Annotated in this window: 12 protein-coding genes and 1 other RNA gene; 4 read left to right on the forward strand and 9 right to left on the reverse strand. The window is 63.3% G+C overall.

Translation table 11 applies throughout. The features are described from left to right. Positions 1-39: 39 nt before the first annotated feature. The 9 genes from lapB to gyrA form a co-directional block, all read right to left on the reverse strand. A complete protein-coding gene (gene lapB, locus ACYZGB_RS09660; RefSeq protein ID WP_462388017.1) occupies positions 40-1,197 on the reverse strand; it encodes a lipopolysaccharide assembly protein LapB in 1,158 nt (385 codons plus the stop codon). After that, on the reverse strand, positions 1,187-1,525 hold the full coding sequence (locus tag ACYZGB_RS09665) for a LapA family protein (protein ID WP_462388018.1): 339 nt from the start codon (positions 1,523-1,525) through the stop codon (positions 1,187-1,189). The genes lapB and ACYZGB_RS09665 overlap by 11 nt, the downstream gene beginning before the upstream one ends. Positions 1,526-1,645: 120 nt before the next feature. Beyond that, a complete protein-coding gene (locus ACYZGB_RS09670) occupies positions 1,646-1,981 on the reverse strand; it encodes an integration host factor subunit beta (protein ID WP_063460558.1) in 336 nt (111 codons plus the stop codon). Between the two features lie 84 nt (positions 1,982-2,065). Next, positions 2,066-3,751, reverse strand: coding sequence for a 30S ribosomal protein S1 (gene rpsA / locus ACYZGB_RS09675; protein ID WP_063460557.1), 1,686 nt, complete (start codon positions 3,749-3,751; stop codon positions 2,066-2,068). 194 nt (positions 3,752-3,945) lie between these two features. Beyond that, positions 3,946-5,976 carry a bifunctional 3-phosphoshikimate 1-carboxyvinyltransferase/cytidylate kinase gene (locus ACYZGB_RS09680; protein WP_462388019.1) on the reverse strand — a complete coding sequence of 677 codons (2,031 nt, stop codon included), beginning with the start codon at positions 5,974-5,976 and terminating at the stop codon, positions 3,946-3,948. Between the two features lie 156 nt (positions 5,977-6,132). Beyond that, on the reverse strand, positions 6,133-7,005 hold the full coding sequence (locus tag ACYZGB_RS09685; RefSeq protein WP_063460555.1) for a prephenate dehydrogenase: 873 nt from the start codon (positions 7,003-7,005) through the stop codon (positions 6,133-6,135). 12 nt (positions 7,006-7,017) lie between these two features. Further along, positions 7,018-8,115, reverse strand: coding sequence for a prephenate dehydratase (pheA, locus tag ACYZGB_RS09690; protein ID WP_094290939.1), 1,098 nt, complete (start codon positions 8,113-8,115; stop codon positions 7,018-7,020). Between the two features lie 51 nt (positions 8,116-8,166). Continuing rightward, complete coding sequence (gene serC / locus ACYZGB_RS09695) at positions 8,167-9,276, reverse strand: 3-phosphoserine/phosphohydroxythreonine transaminase (protein ID WP_462388020.1); 1,110 nt, start codon at positions 9,274-9,276, stop codon at positions 8,167-8,169. A gap of 116 nt (positions 9,277-9,392) precedes the next feature. Next, a complete protein-coding gene (gene gyrA / locus ACYZGB_RS09700; protein WP_462388021.1) occupies positions 9,393-12,065 on the reverse strand; it encodes a DNA gyrase subunit A in 2,673 nt (890 codons plus the stop codon). Between the two features lie 224 nt (positions 12,066-12,289). Between gyrA and ompA the strand changes: the two genes are divergently transcribed. The 4 genes from ompA to ssrA all read left to right on the forward strand — a co-directional run bounded on the left by ompA (position 12,290) and on the right by ssrA (position 14,809). Beyond that, on the forward strand, positions 12,290-12,934 hold the full coding sequence (gene ompA, locus ACYZGB_RS09705) for an outer membrane protein OmpA (RefSeq protein ID WP_094290942.1): 645 nt from the start codon (positions 12,290-12,292) through the stop codon (positions 12,932-12,934). 90 nt (positions 12,935-13,024) lie between these two features. Beyond that, positions 13,025-13,735 carry a bifunctional 2-polyprenyl-6-hydroxyphenol methylase/3-demethylubiquinol 3-O-methyltransferase UbiG gene (ubiG, locus tag ACYZGB_RS09710; protein WP_462388022.1) on the forward strand — a complete coding sequence of 237 codons (711 nt, stop codon included), beginning with the start codon at positions 13,025-13,027 and terminating at the stop codon, positions 13,733-13,735. 9 nt (positions 13,736-13,744) lie between these two features. After that, positions 13,745-14,410, forward strand: a complete 666-nt coding sequence (locus tag ACYZGB_RS09715) for an HAD family hydrolase (protein WP_462388023.1) — start codon at positions 13,745-13,747, stop codon at positions 14,408-14,410. 12 nt (positions 14,411-14,422) lie between these two features. Then, positions 14,423-14,809, forward strand: a transfer-messenger RNA (tmRNA) gene (ssrA, locus tag ACYZGB_RS09720). Positions 14,810-15,073 lie beyond the last annotated feature (264 nt).

The raw sequence follows: 15,073 nt of genomic DNA on the forward strand, positions 1-15,073 counted from the left end.
GTGGTGGGTGTCCTTGGCGTGGAGGGCTGGAATGGCGGGTCAGAGTTCTTCGACGCGGCGCGCGGGGTAGCTGTCCCAGGTCTGGCAGCCAGGGCATTGCCAGAAATGCTGGCGCGCTTCAAAGCCGCAGGCCGCGCAGCGGTAGCGTGTGAGGGGTTTCACGGCATGCTCCAGCGCCCGCTGGACCTGGGGGTGGAACTCCTCGTGCTCCAGCTTTTCGGTGGCCAGCCATTTGGCGGCGGCCACCAGCGAGCGTTCCTTGTCCAGATGCTCCACATAGCGCTGCCGGGCGGAACCGCTGGTGGTGGCGTCGGCGGCCTCCATGGCAACGATGCTCTCCAGGACGTCGAGCGAGGGTGCCTGTTTATAGTGGGCCTGCAGCAGGCCATGGACCTCGGCGGTGCGCCCGCTGGCCGTGGCGGCTTCGACCATCAGCGGGGCGGCCAGAGGCAAGGCCGCAGGGTTGCGTTCACCCAGCGTCTTGAGCGTGGCCAGCACGGCGGCGGGTTGGCCCATGAGGCGCTGCAGCCGCGCCAGCTCGATGCGTGCGCGCGCCGCCTCGGGGGCGGCGGCCACCGCCTGTTCCAGCAATGCCTGGGCGGCCGGCAGATCGCCCTGCGCAATCAGGGCCAGTGCCTGTTCGCACAGGTAATGTGCCTGCCGGGTGCTGAAATCGCCCTGGTCGGCGTCGTGCATCTTGCGGGCAATGGTGGCAGCGTGTGGCCAGTCGCGCGAGCGCTCGTAGATGGCCAGCAGGGCCAGGCGGGCCTGGGCCTCGAAGGGCGTGCCTTCCAGGCGGTGCAGGGCGTCTTCCGCGCGGTCGAGCAGCCCGGCCTTGAGGAAGTCGAGCGCCAGCGCGTGCTGGGCACGCTCGCGGTCGGTGCGGGAGAGGTCGCCGCGCGAGAGCAGGTGCTCGTGCACACGCACGGCGCGGTCGTATTCGCCCCGGCGGCGGAACAGGTTGCCCAGCGCAAAGTGCAGTTCGGAGGTGTCGGGGTCGTTCTGCACGGCCTCGATGAAGGCGTCGATGGCCTGGTCCTGCTGCTCGTTGAGCAGGAAGTTCAGGCCCTTGAAGTAGGCCTTGGGCGCACGCCGGTTTTCGGCGCGCAGCTGGCGCAGGTCGAAACGCGATGCCAGCCAGCCCAGCACAAAGGCCACGGGCAGGCCCAGCAGAATCCAGCTCAGGTCAAATTCCATGGATCGAGGGCAGGTCGGGAGGTGGCGGGGGCGCGGCAGGCGTGCTGTTGTTGGCGGTTGCCGTTGTGGGCACCGGGGCTGGCGCGGCGACTGCGGCGGCAGCCTGGGCGCGGCGGGCGGCCGTGCGGTGGCGCCACCAGCGGGGCACCATGCCCAGCACACCCACGGCGAGCCCGGCCGAGAAGGCCGTCAGCACCACCAGCACCAGCGGCGCGCGCCATTGGGTGCCAAAGAAAAAATGCACGGTCGCGTCCTGCTGGTTGTTCAGCGCGAAGGCGAAGAGCGTAAAAAAAATGGCTGCCTTGAGCAGCCACAGGAGGTATTTCATCGGTCTCCCCAGTGGTGGGGCGATTCTAAGAGCTTGCGTACAGAGTTCTCCGCAAGTCTGTAGCGCACCAGTATCAATAAAAATGGCCGCTTTGGCGCGACCATAAAGCGTTTTTAGCTATTAATTTTGATCTGGCAAACCCGGCGTGGCCTGGGTCTTTTCTTCCATCTCGGCAGTGCGCTTGTCCACGGCTTCGCGCAGGGCCTTGCCGGGCTTGAAGTGCGGCACACGCTTTTCAGGAATGGCCACGGCCTCGCCGCTGCGCGGGTTGCGGCCCATGCGGGGCGGGCGGTGGTTGACCGAGAAACTGCCAAAACCCCGGATCTCGATGCGGTGCCCACGCACCAGGGCATCGCCCACGGCGTCCAGAATGGTCTTGACGGCGTATTCGGCATCACGGTGGGTGAGCTGGCCAAAGCGTGCGGCCAGTTCTTCAACGAGGTCTGAGCGGGTCATGGAGTCTTGGGACATAGGCTTCTCAAAGAAGAGCGGGCGCACGAGGCGCCCGCCGTCTGACCTTTCAAGGGGTCAGCGCTTTACTTACTTTTCCGAGTTGTCCAGCTTGGCACGCAGCAGGGCGCCCAGGCTGGTCGTGCCGGCGCTTTCGCGGGCCGACTGTTGCGACAGCGAAGACATGGCTTCTTGCTGGTCGGCCATGTCCTTGGCCTTGATCGACAGCTGGATGTTGCGGGTCTTGCGATCCACATTGACCACCACGGCCGTGACTTCGTCGCCTTCCTTGAGCACATTGCGGGCATCTTCCACGCGGTCGCGGGAGATTTCCGAAGCGCGCAGGTAGCCCACGATGTCTTCGCCGAGGTCGATTTCAGCGCCACGGGCGTCCACGGTCTTGACCTTGCCGGTCACCGTCTGGCCCTTGTCGTTCACGGTCACGAAGGTCGTGAATGGGTCGCCGTCGAGCTGCTTGATACCCAGCGAGATGCGTTCACGGTCCACGTCCACGGCCAGCACGATGGCTTCCACTTCCTGGCCCTTCTTGTAGTTACGAACCGCGGCTTCGCCGGCTTCGTTCCACGACAGGTCGGACAAGTGCACCAGGCCGTCGATGCCGGCAGCCAGGCCCACGAACACGCCGAAGTCGGTGATCGACTTGATAGGACCCTTGACGCGGTCGCCGCGCTTCGTGTCCTGTGCGAATTCTTGCCATGGGTTGGCCTTGCACTGCTTCATGCCCAGGCTGATGCGGCGCTTGTCTTCGTCGATTTCCAGAACCATGACTTCGACTTCGTCACCCAGCGAGACCAGCTTGGCGGGAGCGATGTTCTTGTTGGTCCAGTCCATTTCAGACACGTGCACCAGGCCTTCGATGCCGGGTTCGAGTTCGACGAACGCGCCGTAGTCGGCAATGTTCGTGATCTTGCCGAACAGGCGGGTCGATTGTGGGTAGCGGCGGTTCACGCCCATCCATGGGTCGTCGCCCATCTGCTTCAGACCCAGCGAGACACGGTTCTTCTCGGTGTCGAACTTCAGGATCTTGGCCGTGATTTCCTGGCCAGCCGTCACCACTTCGGAAGGGTGACGCACACGGCGCCATGCCATGTCGGTGATGTGCAGCAGGCCGTCGATGCCGCCCAGGTCCACGAACGCACCGTATTCGGTGATGTTCTTGACCACGCCTTGAACGATGGAGCCTTCCTTCAGGGTTTCCATCAGCTTGGCGCGCTCTTCGCCCATGGAGGCTTCCACCACAGCGCGGCGGCTCAGCACTACGTTGTTGCGCTTGCGGTCCAGCTTGATGACCTTGAATTCCATGGTCTTGTTTTCGTACGGCGTCAGATCCTTGATCGGACGGGTATCGATCAGCGAACCGGGCAGGAATGCGCGGATGCCGTTGACCAGAACGGTCAGGCCGCCCTTGACCTTGCCGGAGGTGGTGCCGGTGACGAATTCGCCGGATTCCAGGGCCTTTTCCAGGCTCATCCACGAAGCCAGACGCTTGGCCGTGTCGCGCGACAGGATGGTGTCGCCGTAGCCGTTTTCGATGGAGCCAATGGCCACCGACACGAAGTCACCCACTTGGACTTCGACTTCGCCCTTGTCGTTCTTGAACTCTTCCAGCGGCACGTAGGCTTCGGACTTGAGGCCAGCGTTCACGACCACGAAGTTGTGCTCGACGCGCACGACTTCAGCGGTGATGACTTCGCCAGGGCGCATTTCCGTACGCTGCAAGGATTCTTCAAAAAGGGCGGCAAAAGATTCGGACATGTGTTTCCTTGCCACAAACAGGATTCCGGCAGCACCATTGCTACCGTTTTTATAGCTGCTTGCGGTGGTTTTTTGCGGCAGAGCCGCGGGTTAGGTTATCGATCCACACAACCTGTGCGCTGGCGCGCGAGAGGGGCTGTGTGGGCCTGTGGCAAGGCCTTTCGGCACTGCCTGGAGCCCGGGGGCTCCACGTTTCAGCCCTGCGCAGCAGCTGCGAAGGGCTGGCGCTCTTGCCACCAGGCCAACACCTGTTCGACGGCTTCATCAATCGTCAAATCGGAGTTGTCCAGGACCAGAGCGTCCTGCGCGGGCTTCAAGGGAGCAACGCTGCGGGAACTGTCCCGTGCGTCACGCGCCTCCAAATCCGCGCGAAGGTCTTCGATACTAGCCGAAAAACCCTTTGAAATCAACTGTTTATAACGGCGCTCGGCGCGGCAGGCGGCGCTGGCCGTCAAATAGACCTTGAGCGGGGCCTCTGGGAAGATCACGGTGCCCATGTCGCGGCCATCGGCCACCAGGCCCGGCAGGCGCTGGAAGCTGTGTTGCAGGTCCACCAGCGCCGTGCGCACGGCAGGCAGGGCGGACACGCGGGATGCGTTCATGCCGGCTTCTTCGGTGCGGATTGCGTCGGTTACGTCGTCGCTGCCCAGCCACACCTTGCCGCCCTCAAACCGCACCGGGAGGGTCTGCGCCATGGTGGCAATGCGCGCTTCGTGGTCGGCGTCGATGGCGAGACTTGCACGCAGCGCGGCCAGGGCGGTGATGCGGTACATCGCCCCCGAGTCGAGAAAGCGGTAGCCCAGCCGCTGCGCCACCGCAGCCGCCACCGTGCCCTTGCCTGAGGCCGTGGGGCCGTCGATGCAGATCACCGGGATGTGGGCGGTCTCGACCTGGGCGACCGAGAACAGCGCCTCGAAATAGTCCGGGAAGGTCTTGGCCACGCACTTGGGGTCTTCGATGCGCACCGGCAAGCGGGCCGGGTTGAAGGCGGCCAGCGAGAAGCACATGGCCACGCGGTGGTCGTCGTAGGTGTGGATGCTGGCGGCTTTCCAGTCCGCCGCCTGCGCCGGAGGCGTCACGCGGATGTAGTCCGCGCCTTCCTCCACGGTGGCGCCGAGTTTGCGCAGCTCGGCGGCCATGGCGGCGATGCGGTCGGTTTCCTTCACGCGCCAGCTGGCAATGTTGGTCAGCGTGGTGGTGCCTTCGGCATACAGCGCCATCACGGCCAGTGTCATGGCTGCGTCGGGGATGTGGTTGCAGTCCAGGTCAATGGCCTTCAGGGGCCAGGCGCCGCGCTCAATCTGCAGCCAGTTGGGGCCGCCCGTGACCACGGCACCCATGGCGCGTGCGGCCTCCACAAAACGGATGTCGCCCTGAATCGAATCCAGCCCGACGCCCTGAATTTTGATGCTTTTTTGGCCCTCACCGCCTGTTGTTATTGCCCCGAGTGCTATGAAATAGCTAGCAGATGAGGCATCCGCCTCCACATGGATGCTGCCGGGCGACTGGTAGCGGCTGCCTGCCGGGATGGTGAAACGCTGCCAGTTCTGGTGCTCGACCACGATGCCAAAACGCGCCAGCAGTTGGAGCGTGATGGCGATGTAGGGCTTGGAGATCAGCTCGCCGACCACCTCGATCACGATGGCCTGTGTACCGGCCGCCAGAGGCAGCGCCATGAGCAGCGCGGTGAGGAACTGGCTCGATACATCGCCGCGCACGCGGATGGGCTCTGCCAGCGCCAGGGCTGGTACCCCTTGGCCGTGGGCGATCCTGAGCGGCGGGTAGCCTTCGTTGCCCAGGTAGTCGATCTGGCAGCCCAGCTGGCGCAGGGCATCGATGAGGTCGCCAATGGGGCGCTCGTGCATGCGTGGCACGCCGGACAGCTCGAACTCGCCACCCAGCAGCGCCAGCGCTGCCGTGAGCGGGCGCATGGCGGTACCCGCATTGCCCAGGAACAGCTTGGCGGGAGACTGGGGCAGGCGGCCACCCAGGCCGGTGATGCGCACCGTGCTGCCCGCTTCATCCACCGTGCACCCGATCTGGCGCAGGGCGTCGAGCATCACGCGCGTGTCGTCTGACGCCAGCAGGTCGTGCACGGTGGTGGTGCCATTGCTCAGCGCGGCCAGCAGCAGCACGCGGTTGGAGATGCTCTTGGAGCCCGGCAGGTGGACTTCACCCGCAGCGGCTTGCAAAGGGGGCAGATCGAGAAATGCGGTGCTGTACATCGTTGTGTTGTGTCCAATTGCGGCTCAAAGAGCGTTCGTGCGGCCAGCAGCCTGCACAACTGGCGCGCCCCAACACCAGCGCACCCGTGGAACTGGCTTCGCCAGGCCACCGGGTGCGTCCCCCTTGGGGGAAGGCGCCGAAGGCGACTCAGGGGGTCATTTCCGCTTCGCACCCATGCGCCAGTGCGCGCGGGTTTCGCTGGCCAGTGTCAGCATGTCTTCCAGTGCCTGGGCGTTGCCCTTTTCCATGGCCTGCTCGATGTTATGCAGGGCCTGCTGGAACAGTTTGGACTGGGCCAGGAGTTCTTCGCGGTTCGCCAGCATGATGTCGCGCCACACCTTGGGGTCGCTGGCCGCGATGCGGGTGAAGTCCCGAAATCCCGGGCCCGCCAGAGACAGGAAATCATCGCCATGCGCTTGCCCGGTGATGCTGTTCATCATCGCAAAGGCCAGCACATGGGGCAGGTGGCTGACAGCGGCAAAGGCCGCATCGTGCGATTCGGGCGACATGCTGGTCACGCGGCAGCCCAGGGCATTCCAGATCTTTTCTGCGTTCTGCAGATGGACCGTGAGGGTGCGCTCGGTGGGCGTCAGGATGACCTGGCGTCCGCTGTAAAGATCCGCTTCGGCATGTTCCACGCCCGACACCTCGCGCCCGGTGATGGGGTGCGCCGGTACAAACGAGCCGACCTGATCGCGCAAAGAGCGCTGCGCTGCATGCACCACGTCGGCCTTGGTCGAGCCCACGTCCATGATGAGCATCTGGGGCGTGACCAGGTGCTTGATGGCTTTCAGTGTGGCTTCGGTGGCGGCCACGGGCACGGCCACCAGCACGATGTCGGCACCAGCCACGGCCAGCAGGGCCGAGGGCGCCTCGACATCGATCACGCCCAACTGGCGCGCGCGGTCGGTGGTCGAGGGCGACTTGCTGTAGCCCACCACCCGTTTGACCAGACCCGCCTTCTTCATCGCCAGGGCAAACGAGCCGCCCATGAGCCCGCAACCGATGAGTCCCAATTGTTCGAACATCTTGGCGGCTCCTCAGGACGACACGGGGTAGGTGCCCAGGACCTTGTAGAACGCGCACAGGCTGCGCAGTTCTTCCAGCGCGCGCGCCACATGGGGCTGAGCGGGGTGGCCGTCGAGGTCGATGTAGAAGTAATACTCCCACTGGCCGGTGCGCGCGGGGCGGGATTCGAAACGCGTCATGGACACGCCATGCGCCTTGAGCGGCACCAGCAGGTCGTGCACCGCGCCGGGCTGGTTCGGCACCGAGACCACCAGGCTGGTGCAGTCCTTGCCAGAAGGCGGAGGCGTCTGCAGCGTGTGCGGCAGGCAGATGATGGCAAAACGCGTGCGGTTGTAGGCGTCGTCCTGGATGGCGTGCGAGACGATGTGCAGGCCGAACTGGGTGGCTGCGCGTTCGCTGGAGAGGGCCGCCCAGGCGGGGTTGGTGGTGGCCAGGCGCGCGCCCTCGGCATTGCTAGACACCGGGCGGCGTTCGGCGTGTGGCAGGTGCTTGGACAGCCAGGCCTGGCATTGGGCCAGCGCCTGCGGGTGGGCCAGCACTGCCTCGATGCCGTCGAGCGAATTGGTGGTGCGCAGCAGGTTGTGGCGCACCAGCAGGCTGACTTCGCCCACCACATGGGTAGGGGTGTGCAGGAACAGATCGAGTGAGCGCGTAACCACGCCTTCGGTGGAGTTCTCGACGCCCACCACGCCGTACTGGGCGCTGCCGGCGGCCGTGGCGTGGAACACCTCGTCGAAGTTGGCGCAGTACATCAGGTCGGCGGCACCACCGAAGAATTCGATGGCGGCCTGTTCGCAGAACGTGCCCTCGGGGCCGAGCACGGCCACGCGCTGGGGTGATTCGAGCGCCAGGCAGGCGGACATGATCTCGCGCCAGATGGCTGCCACATGCGGGCCTTTGAGTGGCCCGGGGTTGGCGTGGGTGATCTTGTCAATGACCTGGGCCACACGGTCGGGGCGGAAGAAGGGCGTGCCTTCACGCTTCTTGACTTCACCCACCTGCTCGGCCACCAGCGCACGCTGGTTCAGCAGCGTGAGCAGTTGCTGGTCGATGGAGTCGATCTGCACGCGCAGGCTGGCGAGGTCGGGTGAGGCTTGCGGAGTATTCATGGATGGGGTCTGTGTGCGCGGGCGCGTGAACGGGGGAGGGCTGGCGTTCGTTCAGGCGTGCTTTTGCTCAAATTCTCGCATGTAGTCCACCAGCGCCTGGACGCCCTCGATCGGCATGGCGTTGTAGACACTGGCGCGCATGCCCCCCACGGACTTGTGGCCCTTGAGTTGCAGCAGACCGCGTTCCTTGGATCCGGCCAGGAACGCATCGTTGCGGCTTTCGTCGCGCAGGAAGAACGGAATGTTCATGCGCGAGCGGCAGTTGGCCGCCACCTTGTTCACATACAGCTGCGAGCTGTCGATGGCGTTGTAGAGCAGGGCGGCTTTGGCGATGTTGCGCTGCTCCATCGCGGCCACGCCACTCAGGCCGCCCTCGGTCTGGCGCTTGAGCCACTGGAAAGTGAGGCCCGCGATGTAGATGCCCCAGGTGGGGGGCGTGTTGTACATGGACTGGTTGTCGGCCACGGTTTTGTAGTCAAAGGCGCTGGGGCAGGCGGGCAGGGCGTGGCCCAGCAGGTCTTCGCGCACCACCACCAGCGTGAGGCCGGCAGGCCCCAGGTTCTTTTGCGCGCCGCCAAAGGCCAGGCCCACGCGGCTCCAGTCCACGGGGCGCGACGCCACATGGGACGAAAAGTCGATGACCAGGGGCGCATCGCAGCCCAGCGCCTTGAGGTCGGGCAGCTGCTGGAATTCGATGCCGTTGATGGTTTCGTTGCTGCAGATGTGCAGGTAGCTGGCACCTCGGCTCACGGTCCATGAGGCCGGATCGGGCAGGGTGGTGAAGCCGGTGTCTTCGGCCGACGCCACGATGCTCACTTCGGAGGCGTACTTGCGCGCTTCCTTCTGTGACTTCTGGCTCCAGCTGCCTGTGACCACAAAGTCCACCGCACCGGCCCGCGAGAGGTTCAGCGGCACGATGGCGTTTTCGGCCAGGCCACCGCCCTGCATGAACAGGATCTTGTAGTTGGCGGGTACGGCCAGCAGTTCGCGCAGGTCGGCTTCGGCCTGCTCGTAGATGGACAGAAATTCCTTGCCCCGGTGGCTCATTTCCATCACGCCCATGCCGCTGCCGTGCCAGTTGAGCATTTCGGCGGCGGCTTGCTCCAGCACTTCGGCGGGGATGGCGGCCGGGCCGGCCGAGAAGTTGTAGGGGCGGGTCATGGTTTAACAGTCAAAAATGCTGCCTGCGCCTGCTGGATAAGCGCTGACAGCTACATTTTTAATAGCATCCGGGTGCCGCGTCTGGCGCGGCACCCGGAGAAGGCTAAACGAGCAGGTCAGGCGTCGGTTGTGGGCGTTGCGCCAGAGTCAGCGGAGCCACCACCGTCCACATTGCCGTCACCGTCGGTGTCGGCATCGGCCACATTGGCATCGTTTTCCACGATGCGTTGCAGGCCGCTGAGCTTGGAGCCTTCGTCCAGCGCGATCAGCGTGACGCCCTGCGTGGCGCGACCCAGTTCACGGATTTCGCTCACGCGGGTACGCACCAGCACGCCCTTGTCGGTGATCAGCATGATTTCGTCGTCGGCATGCACCAGCGTGGCGGCCACGACCTTGCCGTTGCGCTCGCTTTGCTGGATGGCGATCATGCCCTTGGTGCCCCGGCCGTGGCGGGTGTATTCGGTGATGCTGGTGCGCTTGCCGTAGCCGTTTTCTGTAGCAGTCAACACACTCTGCGTTTCGTCTTCGGCGACCAGCATGGCGATCACGCTCTGTCCGTCTTCCAGCATCATGCCGCGCACACCGCGCGCCTGGCGGCCCAGGGGGCGCACATCGTTTTCGTCAAAGCGCACGGCCTTGCCGCCGTCGCTGAACAGCATCACATCGTGTTTGCCATCGGTGAGGGCGGCGCCGATCAGGTAGTCGCCATCGTCCAGATTGACGGCGATGATGCCGCCCTTGCGCGGATTGCTGAATTCATCCAGCGCGGTCTTCTTGACGGTGCCCATGCTGGTGGCCATGAACACAAAACGGTCTGCTGGGAACGTGCGCATGTCGCCCGTGAGCGGCAGTACCACGTTGATCTTCTCGCCGTCCTGCAGCGGGAACATGTTGACGATGGGGCGGCCGCGCGAGCCGCGTGAGCCGGCGGGCACTTCCCAGACCTTGAGCCAGTACAGGCGACCCCGGTTGGAGAAGCACAGGATGTAGTCGTGCGTGTTGGCGATGAAGAGCTGGTCGATCCAGTCGTCTTCCTTGGTTGCCGTGGCCTGCTTGCCGCGCCCGCCGCGTTTTTGCGCCCGGTATTCGGACAGGGGCTGGCTCTTGATGTAGCCGGTGTGCGAGAGCGTCACCACCATGTCGGTGGGGGTGATCAGGTCTTCGGTGGAGAGGTCCTGGGCGCTGTACTCCACCACGCTGCGGCGCGCGCCCAGCTTGTGCTGGCCGAACTCGGTCTTGATGGAGGTGAGTTCTTCGCCAATGATGGTCGAGACGCGCTCGGGCTTGGCCAGGATGTCCAGCAGGTCTTCGATGACCGCCATGACTTCCTTGTACTCGGCCACGATCTTGTCCTGCTCCAGGCCCGTGAGGCGCTGCAGGCGCATCTGCAGGATTTCCTGGGCCTGCGTTTCCGACAGGCGGTACAGGCCGTCCTGGCCCATGCCGAACTCGACTTCCAGGCCTTCGGGGCGGTAGTCGTCAGCGTTGATCACGCCGCCATCGGCGCGCGTGCGGGTCAGCATCTCGCGCACCAGCTTGCTGTCCCACGAGCGGGCCATCAGCTCGGACTTGGCCACGGGCGGTGTAGGTGCGTTGCGGATGATGGCGATGAAGTCGTCGATATTGGCCAAGGCCACGGCCAGGCCTTCCAGCACATGGCCGCGGTCGCGCGCCTTGCGCAGCTCGAACACTGTGCGGCGCGTCACCACTTCGCGGCGGTGCTGCAGGAAGACGACGATCAGGTCCTTGAGGTTGCACAGGCGTGGCTGGCCATCGACCAGCGCCACCATGTTCATGCCAAAGGTGTCCTGCAGCTGCGTCTGCTTGTACAGGTTGTTGAGCACCACTTCGGGCACTTCGCCGCGCTTGAGTTCGATCACCAGGCGCATGCCGGACTTGTCCGACTCGTCCTGGATATGGCTGATGCCTTCGATCTTCTTCTCGTGCACCAGCTCGGCCATGCGCTCCTGCAGCGTCTTCTTGTTGACCTGGTAGGGCAGCTCGTCCACGATGATCGCCTGGCGCTGGCCGCGGTCGATGTCCTCGAAGTGGCAGCGTGCGCGCATGATCACGCGGCCACGGCCCGTGCGGTAGCCGTCCTTTACGCCGTTGATGCCGTAAATGATGCCAGCGGTGGGGAAGTCGGGCGCCGGGATGATCTCCATCAGCTCGTCGATAGTGGTCTCGGGGTTGCGCAGCATGTGCAGGCAGGCATCCACCACCTCATTGAGGTTGTGCGGCGGAATATTGGTGGCCATGCCCACCGCAATACCTGCCGAGCCATTGACCAGCAGATTGGGCAGCTTGCTGGGCAATACCAGCGGCTCCTTTTCGCTGCCATCGTAGTTGGGGCCGAAATCGACGGTTTCCTTGTCGATGTCGCCCAGCATTTCGTGGGCGATTTTGGCCAGGCGGATTTCGGTGTATCGCATGGCGGCGGCGTTGTCGCCGTCCACCGAGCCGAAATTGCCTTGGCCGTCCACCAGCATGTGGCGCAGCGAGAAATCCTGCGCCATCCGCACAATGGTGTCATACACCGCCGAGTCGCCGTGCGGGTGGTATTTACCAATCACGTCACCCACGATACGGGCCGACTTTTTATAAGGCCGGTTCCAGTCGTTGTTGAGTTCGTGCATGGCAAACAACACGCGCCGGTGCACAGGCTTCAAGCCATCGCGCGCGTCGGGCAGTGCCCGGCCGACGATCACGCTCATCGCGTAATCGAGATAACTGCGCCGCATTTCCTCTTCGAGGCTGATCGGCAGGGTTTCTTTGGCAAACTGGGTCATTGGGGGCTGCGGTGGCGGCAAAGGAGGGTCATTTTAGGGCTAAGACCGTGTAGCGACCGCGCAACATATCGAAGCAATTCCGGTTTTGTCCTACGGACCTCATCGCGTCACCACCGCTTTTGCCCTGTTACGTATGGCACAATCGTTTGAACGCTTTGGGTGGTGGTCATCCCTAGCGTCCTGATTCGCAGCGCGGCTGCGGCTTTTTCCCCAAGAGGAGAACCATGAAGAAACTGAACAAAGTGGCGATGTTGTTTGCCTCTGCAGCGCTCGCAACCGCCGCTGGCGCACAAACCGTGGACAACTGGCGCAATGCCAGCGGTGATCTGGTCTGGAAGAACGGCACGAACGAATACTGCTGGCGTGATGCCAACTGGACGCCTGCTACGGCTGCCGCTGGTTGCGACGGTGCTATCGCTGCACCCGCACCTGCCGCCGCTCCTGCTCCAGCCGCTGCACCCGCACCTGCCGCCGCTCCTGCTCCAGCAGCTGCTCCAGCTCCTGCCGTGGCCACCAAGGTGACCTACGCCGCTGACGCATTCTTCGACTTCGACAAGTCGGTGCTGAAGCCAGAAGGCAAGGCCAAGCTGGACGACCTGGTCTCCAAGGTCAAGGGCATCAACCTGGAAGTCATCATCGCAGTGGGTCACACCGACTCCGTGGGCTCTGATGCTTACAACCAGAAGCTGTCGGTGCGTCGTTCCGAAGCCGTGAAGGCTTACTTGGTGTCCAAGGGCATCGAAAAGAACCGCGTGTACACCGAAGGCAAGGGCGAAAAGCAGCCAGTGGCTGACAACAAGACCGCCGAAGGCCGCGCCAAGAACCGCCGCGTGGAAATCGAAGTGGTCGGTACCCGCGCTTCCAAGTAATCTTCGGATTGCTTCACAAAAAAGCCCCGGTAACGGGGCTTTTTTGCGTGTGGAGTCTTATATGCATCTGGTTCAGAGACAATTACCCGCATGAGTGACACCGTCAATGCAGATCCGGCCGAACTGGCCAAGTTTTCAGAATTGGCCCACCGTTGGTGGGATCCAGACAGTGAATTTCGCCCACTGCACCAGATCAATCCGCTGCGGCTTGATTGGATCAACGGCTTCAGCCCATTGAATGGCAAGCGGGTGCTGGATGTCGGATGCGGGGGCGGTATTCTGGCCGACTCCATGGCGCGAAAAGGTGCGGACGTGCTGGGTATTGATCTGGCGTCCAAGGCGTTGCGCGTTGCGCAACTGCATGCACTGGAGGCGGGTACCCCGAATATCCGCTATCAGGAGATCAGCGTGGAAGCGCTGGCCCAGGAGCAGCCAGCGGGTTTTGATGTGGTGACCTGCATGGAAATGCTGGAGCATGTTCCAGACCCCGCATCCGTGGTCCGCGCATGTTCCCAGTTGGTCAAACCCGGGGGCTGGGTGTTTTTCTCCACCATCAATCGCAATGCCAAGGCCTTTATGTTGGCCATTGTGGGGGCGGAATATGTGCTGAACATGCTGCCCCGAGGCACCCATGAATATGCCAAGATGATTCGCCCCAGCGAATTGGCCGCCAGCTGCCGCAGTGCGCAACTGGATGTTCTGCATACCAAAGGGCTGGAGTACAACCCCCTGACAAAGCGCTACTGGCTGAGGGAAGACACCAGCGTGAATTACCTGTTCGCCACCCGGCGTGCGGGCTAAGGGGCGTCCATGTTCCATGACATTCGTGCTGTTTTGTTTGATCTGGACGGAACGCTGATCGACAGTGCGCCCGACCTGGGGGCCGCTGCCGACAAGATGCGTACCGATCGCGGTCTGCCCTCCTTGCCCCTGGAGCGTTACCGGCCCATGGCGGGAGCTGGCGCACGCGGCATGTTGGGCGAGGCCTTTGGTATGACCCCGGACCATCCCGATTTCGCCGCTTGGCGTGAGGAGTTCTTTGTGAACTATGAATCGCGCATGACCGAGCACACCACGATTTTCGAGGGCGTGCCCGAACTGGTCCATCAACTCTTGCAGCGCAACCTGCTGTGGGGGGTGGTGACCAACAAGGCGGCACGGTTTACAGAACCGCTGACCCGGGCGATTCCGCTTTTCGAAACGGCTGGAGCAGTGGTCAGTGGCGACACGACCCCCCACGCAAAGCCGCATCCCGCCCCTTTGCTGGAGGCGGCGTCCCGCCTGAAGCTCTCCCCTGCGCAGTGCATTTATGTCGGCGACGATGAGCGCGACATTCTCGCGGGCCTGGCGGCAGGCATGGGCACTGTGGCTGCCACCTATGGATACCTGGGCGCCAAGGCCGATCCCGGTGAGTGGGGTGCCCATGCCGCAATTAAATCTCCCTCCGAGCTATTGCAATTGCTTGTGCACGCCTAAAATAGAGGGCTTGGGGCTGTCCTGGTTTCGACGTGGGTTCGGAATCGGTGTGGTGCATGTCGAGCTTGAGTCACGCTCGTAAATCTCGATTTAACAAACTAACTGCAAACGACGAACGTTTCGCACTCGCTGCTTAATTGCCAGTGAGCCTTGCAACAGTTGGCCGATGGGCTGGGCAAGGGGGTTCTGAGCAATCAGTGCCTCCCGGCTGCAAGGATAATTACATGGGCTGGCTCCGATCCGGGTACCTTGGGTTGGGGCGAGAAAATAGGGTGCTGGCGGCTTGTGTAGCGTGCGACTGCGCGACACAGGTGGCGAGATTCAAAACAGACCGCTAAACATGTAGATCTGCCCGGTGAAGGCTTACGGACGCGGGTTCAATTCCCGCCAGCTCCACCATAATGTGAAATCCCAACCCTTATCCGGTTGGGATTTTTTTTGCCCGTTCCCCCTGTGTTGGCGCGGTTTCAATGCCTAGCGCTCGCGAGCGCCACCACTGTCAACACCACGTTTCCGCCCCTGCTGACGCACTCTTGTGTTGGCGCCGATTGAATCTTGACAGTGTGTGCCGATCCAACTTTGATAGGGGGCGTGTAGCCAGCGTTGGTTAGGCTGGCTGTGGATAACTATAGCCTCCTACTGGGCTTGCACCTCCAGGCTGGT

The organism is Acidovorax sp. Q11, assembly GCF_054950075.1.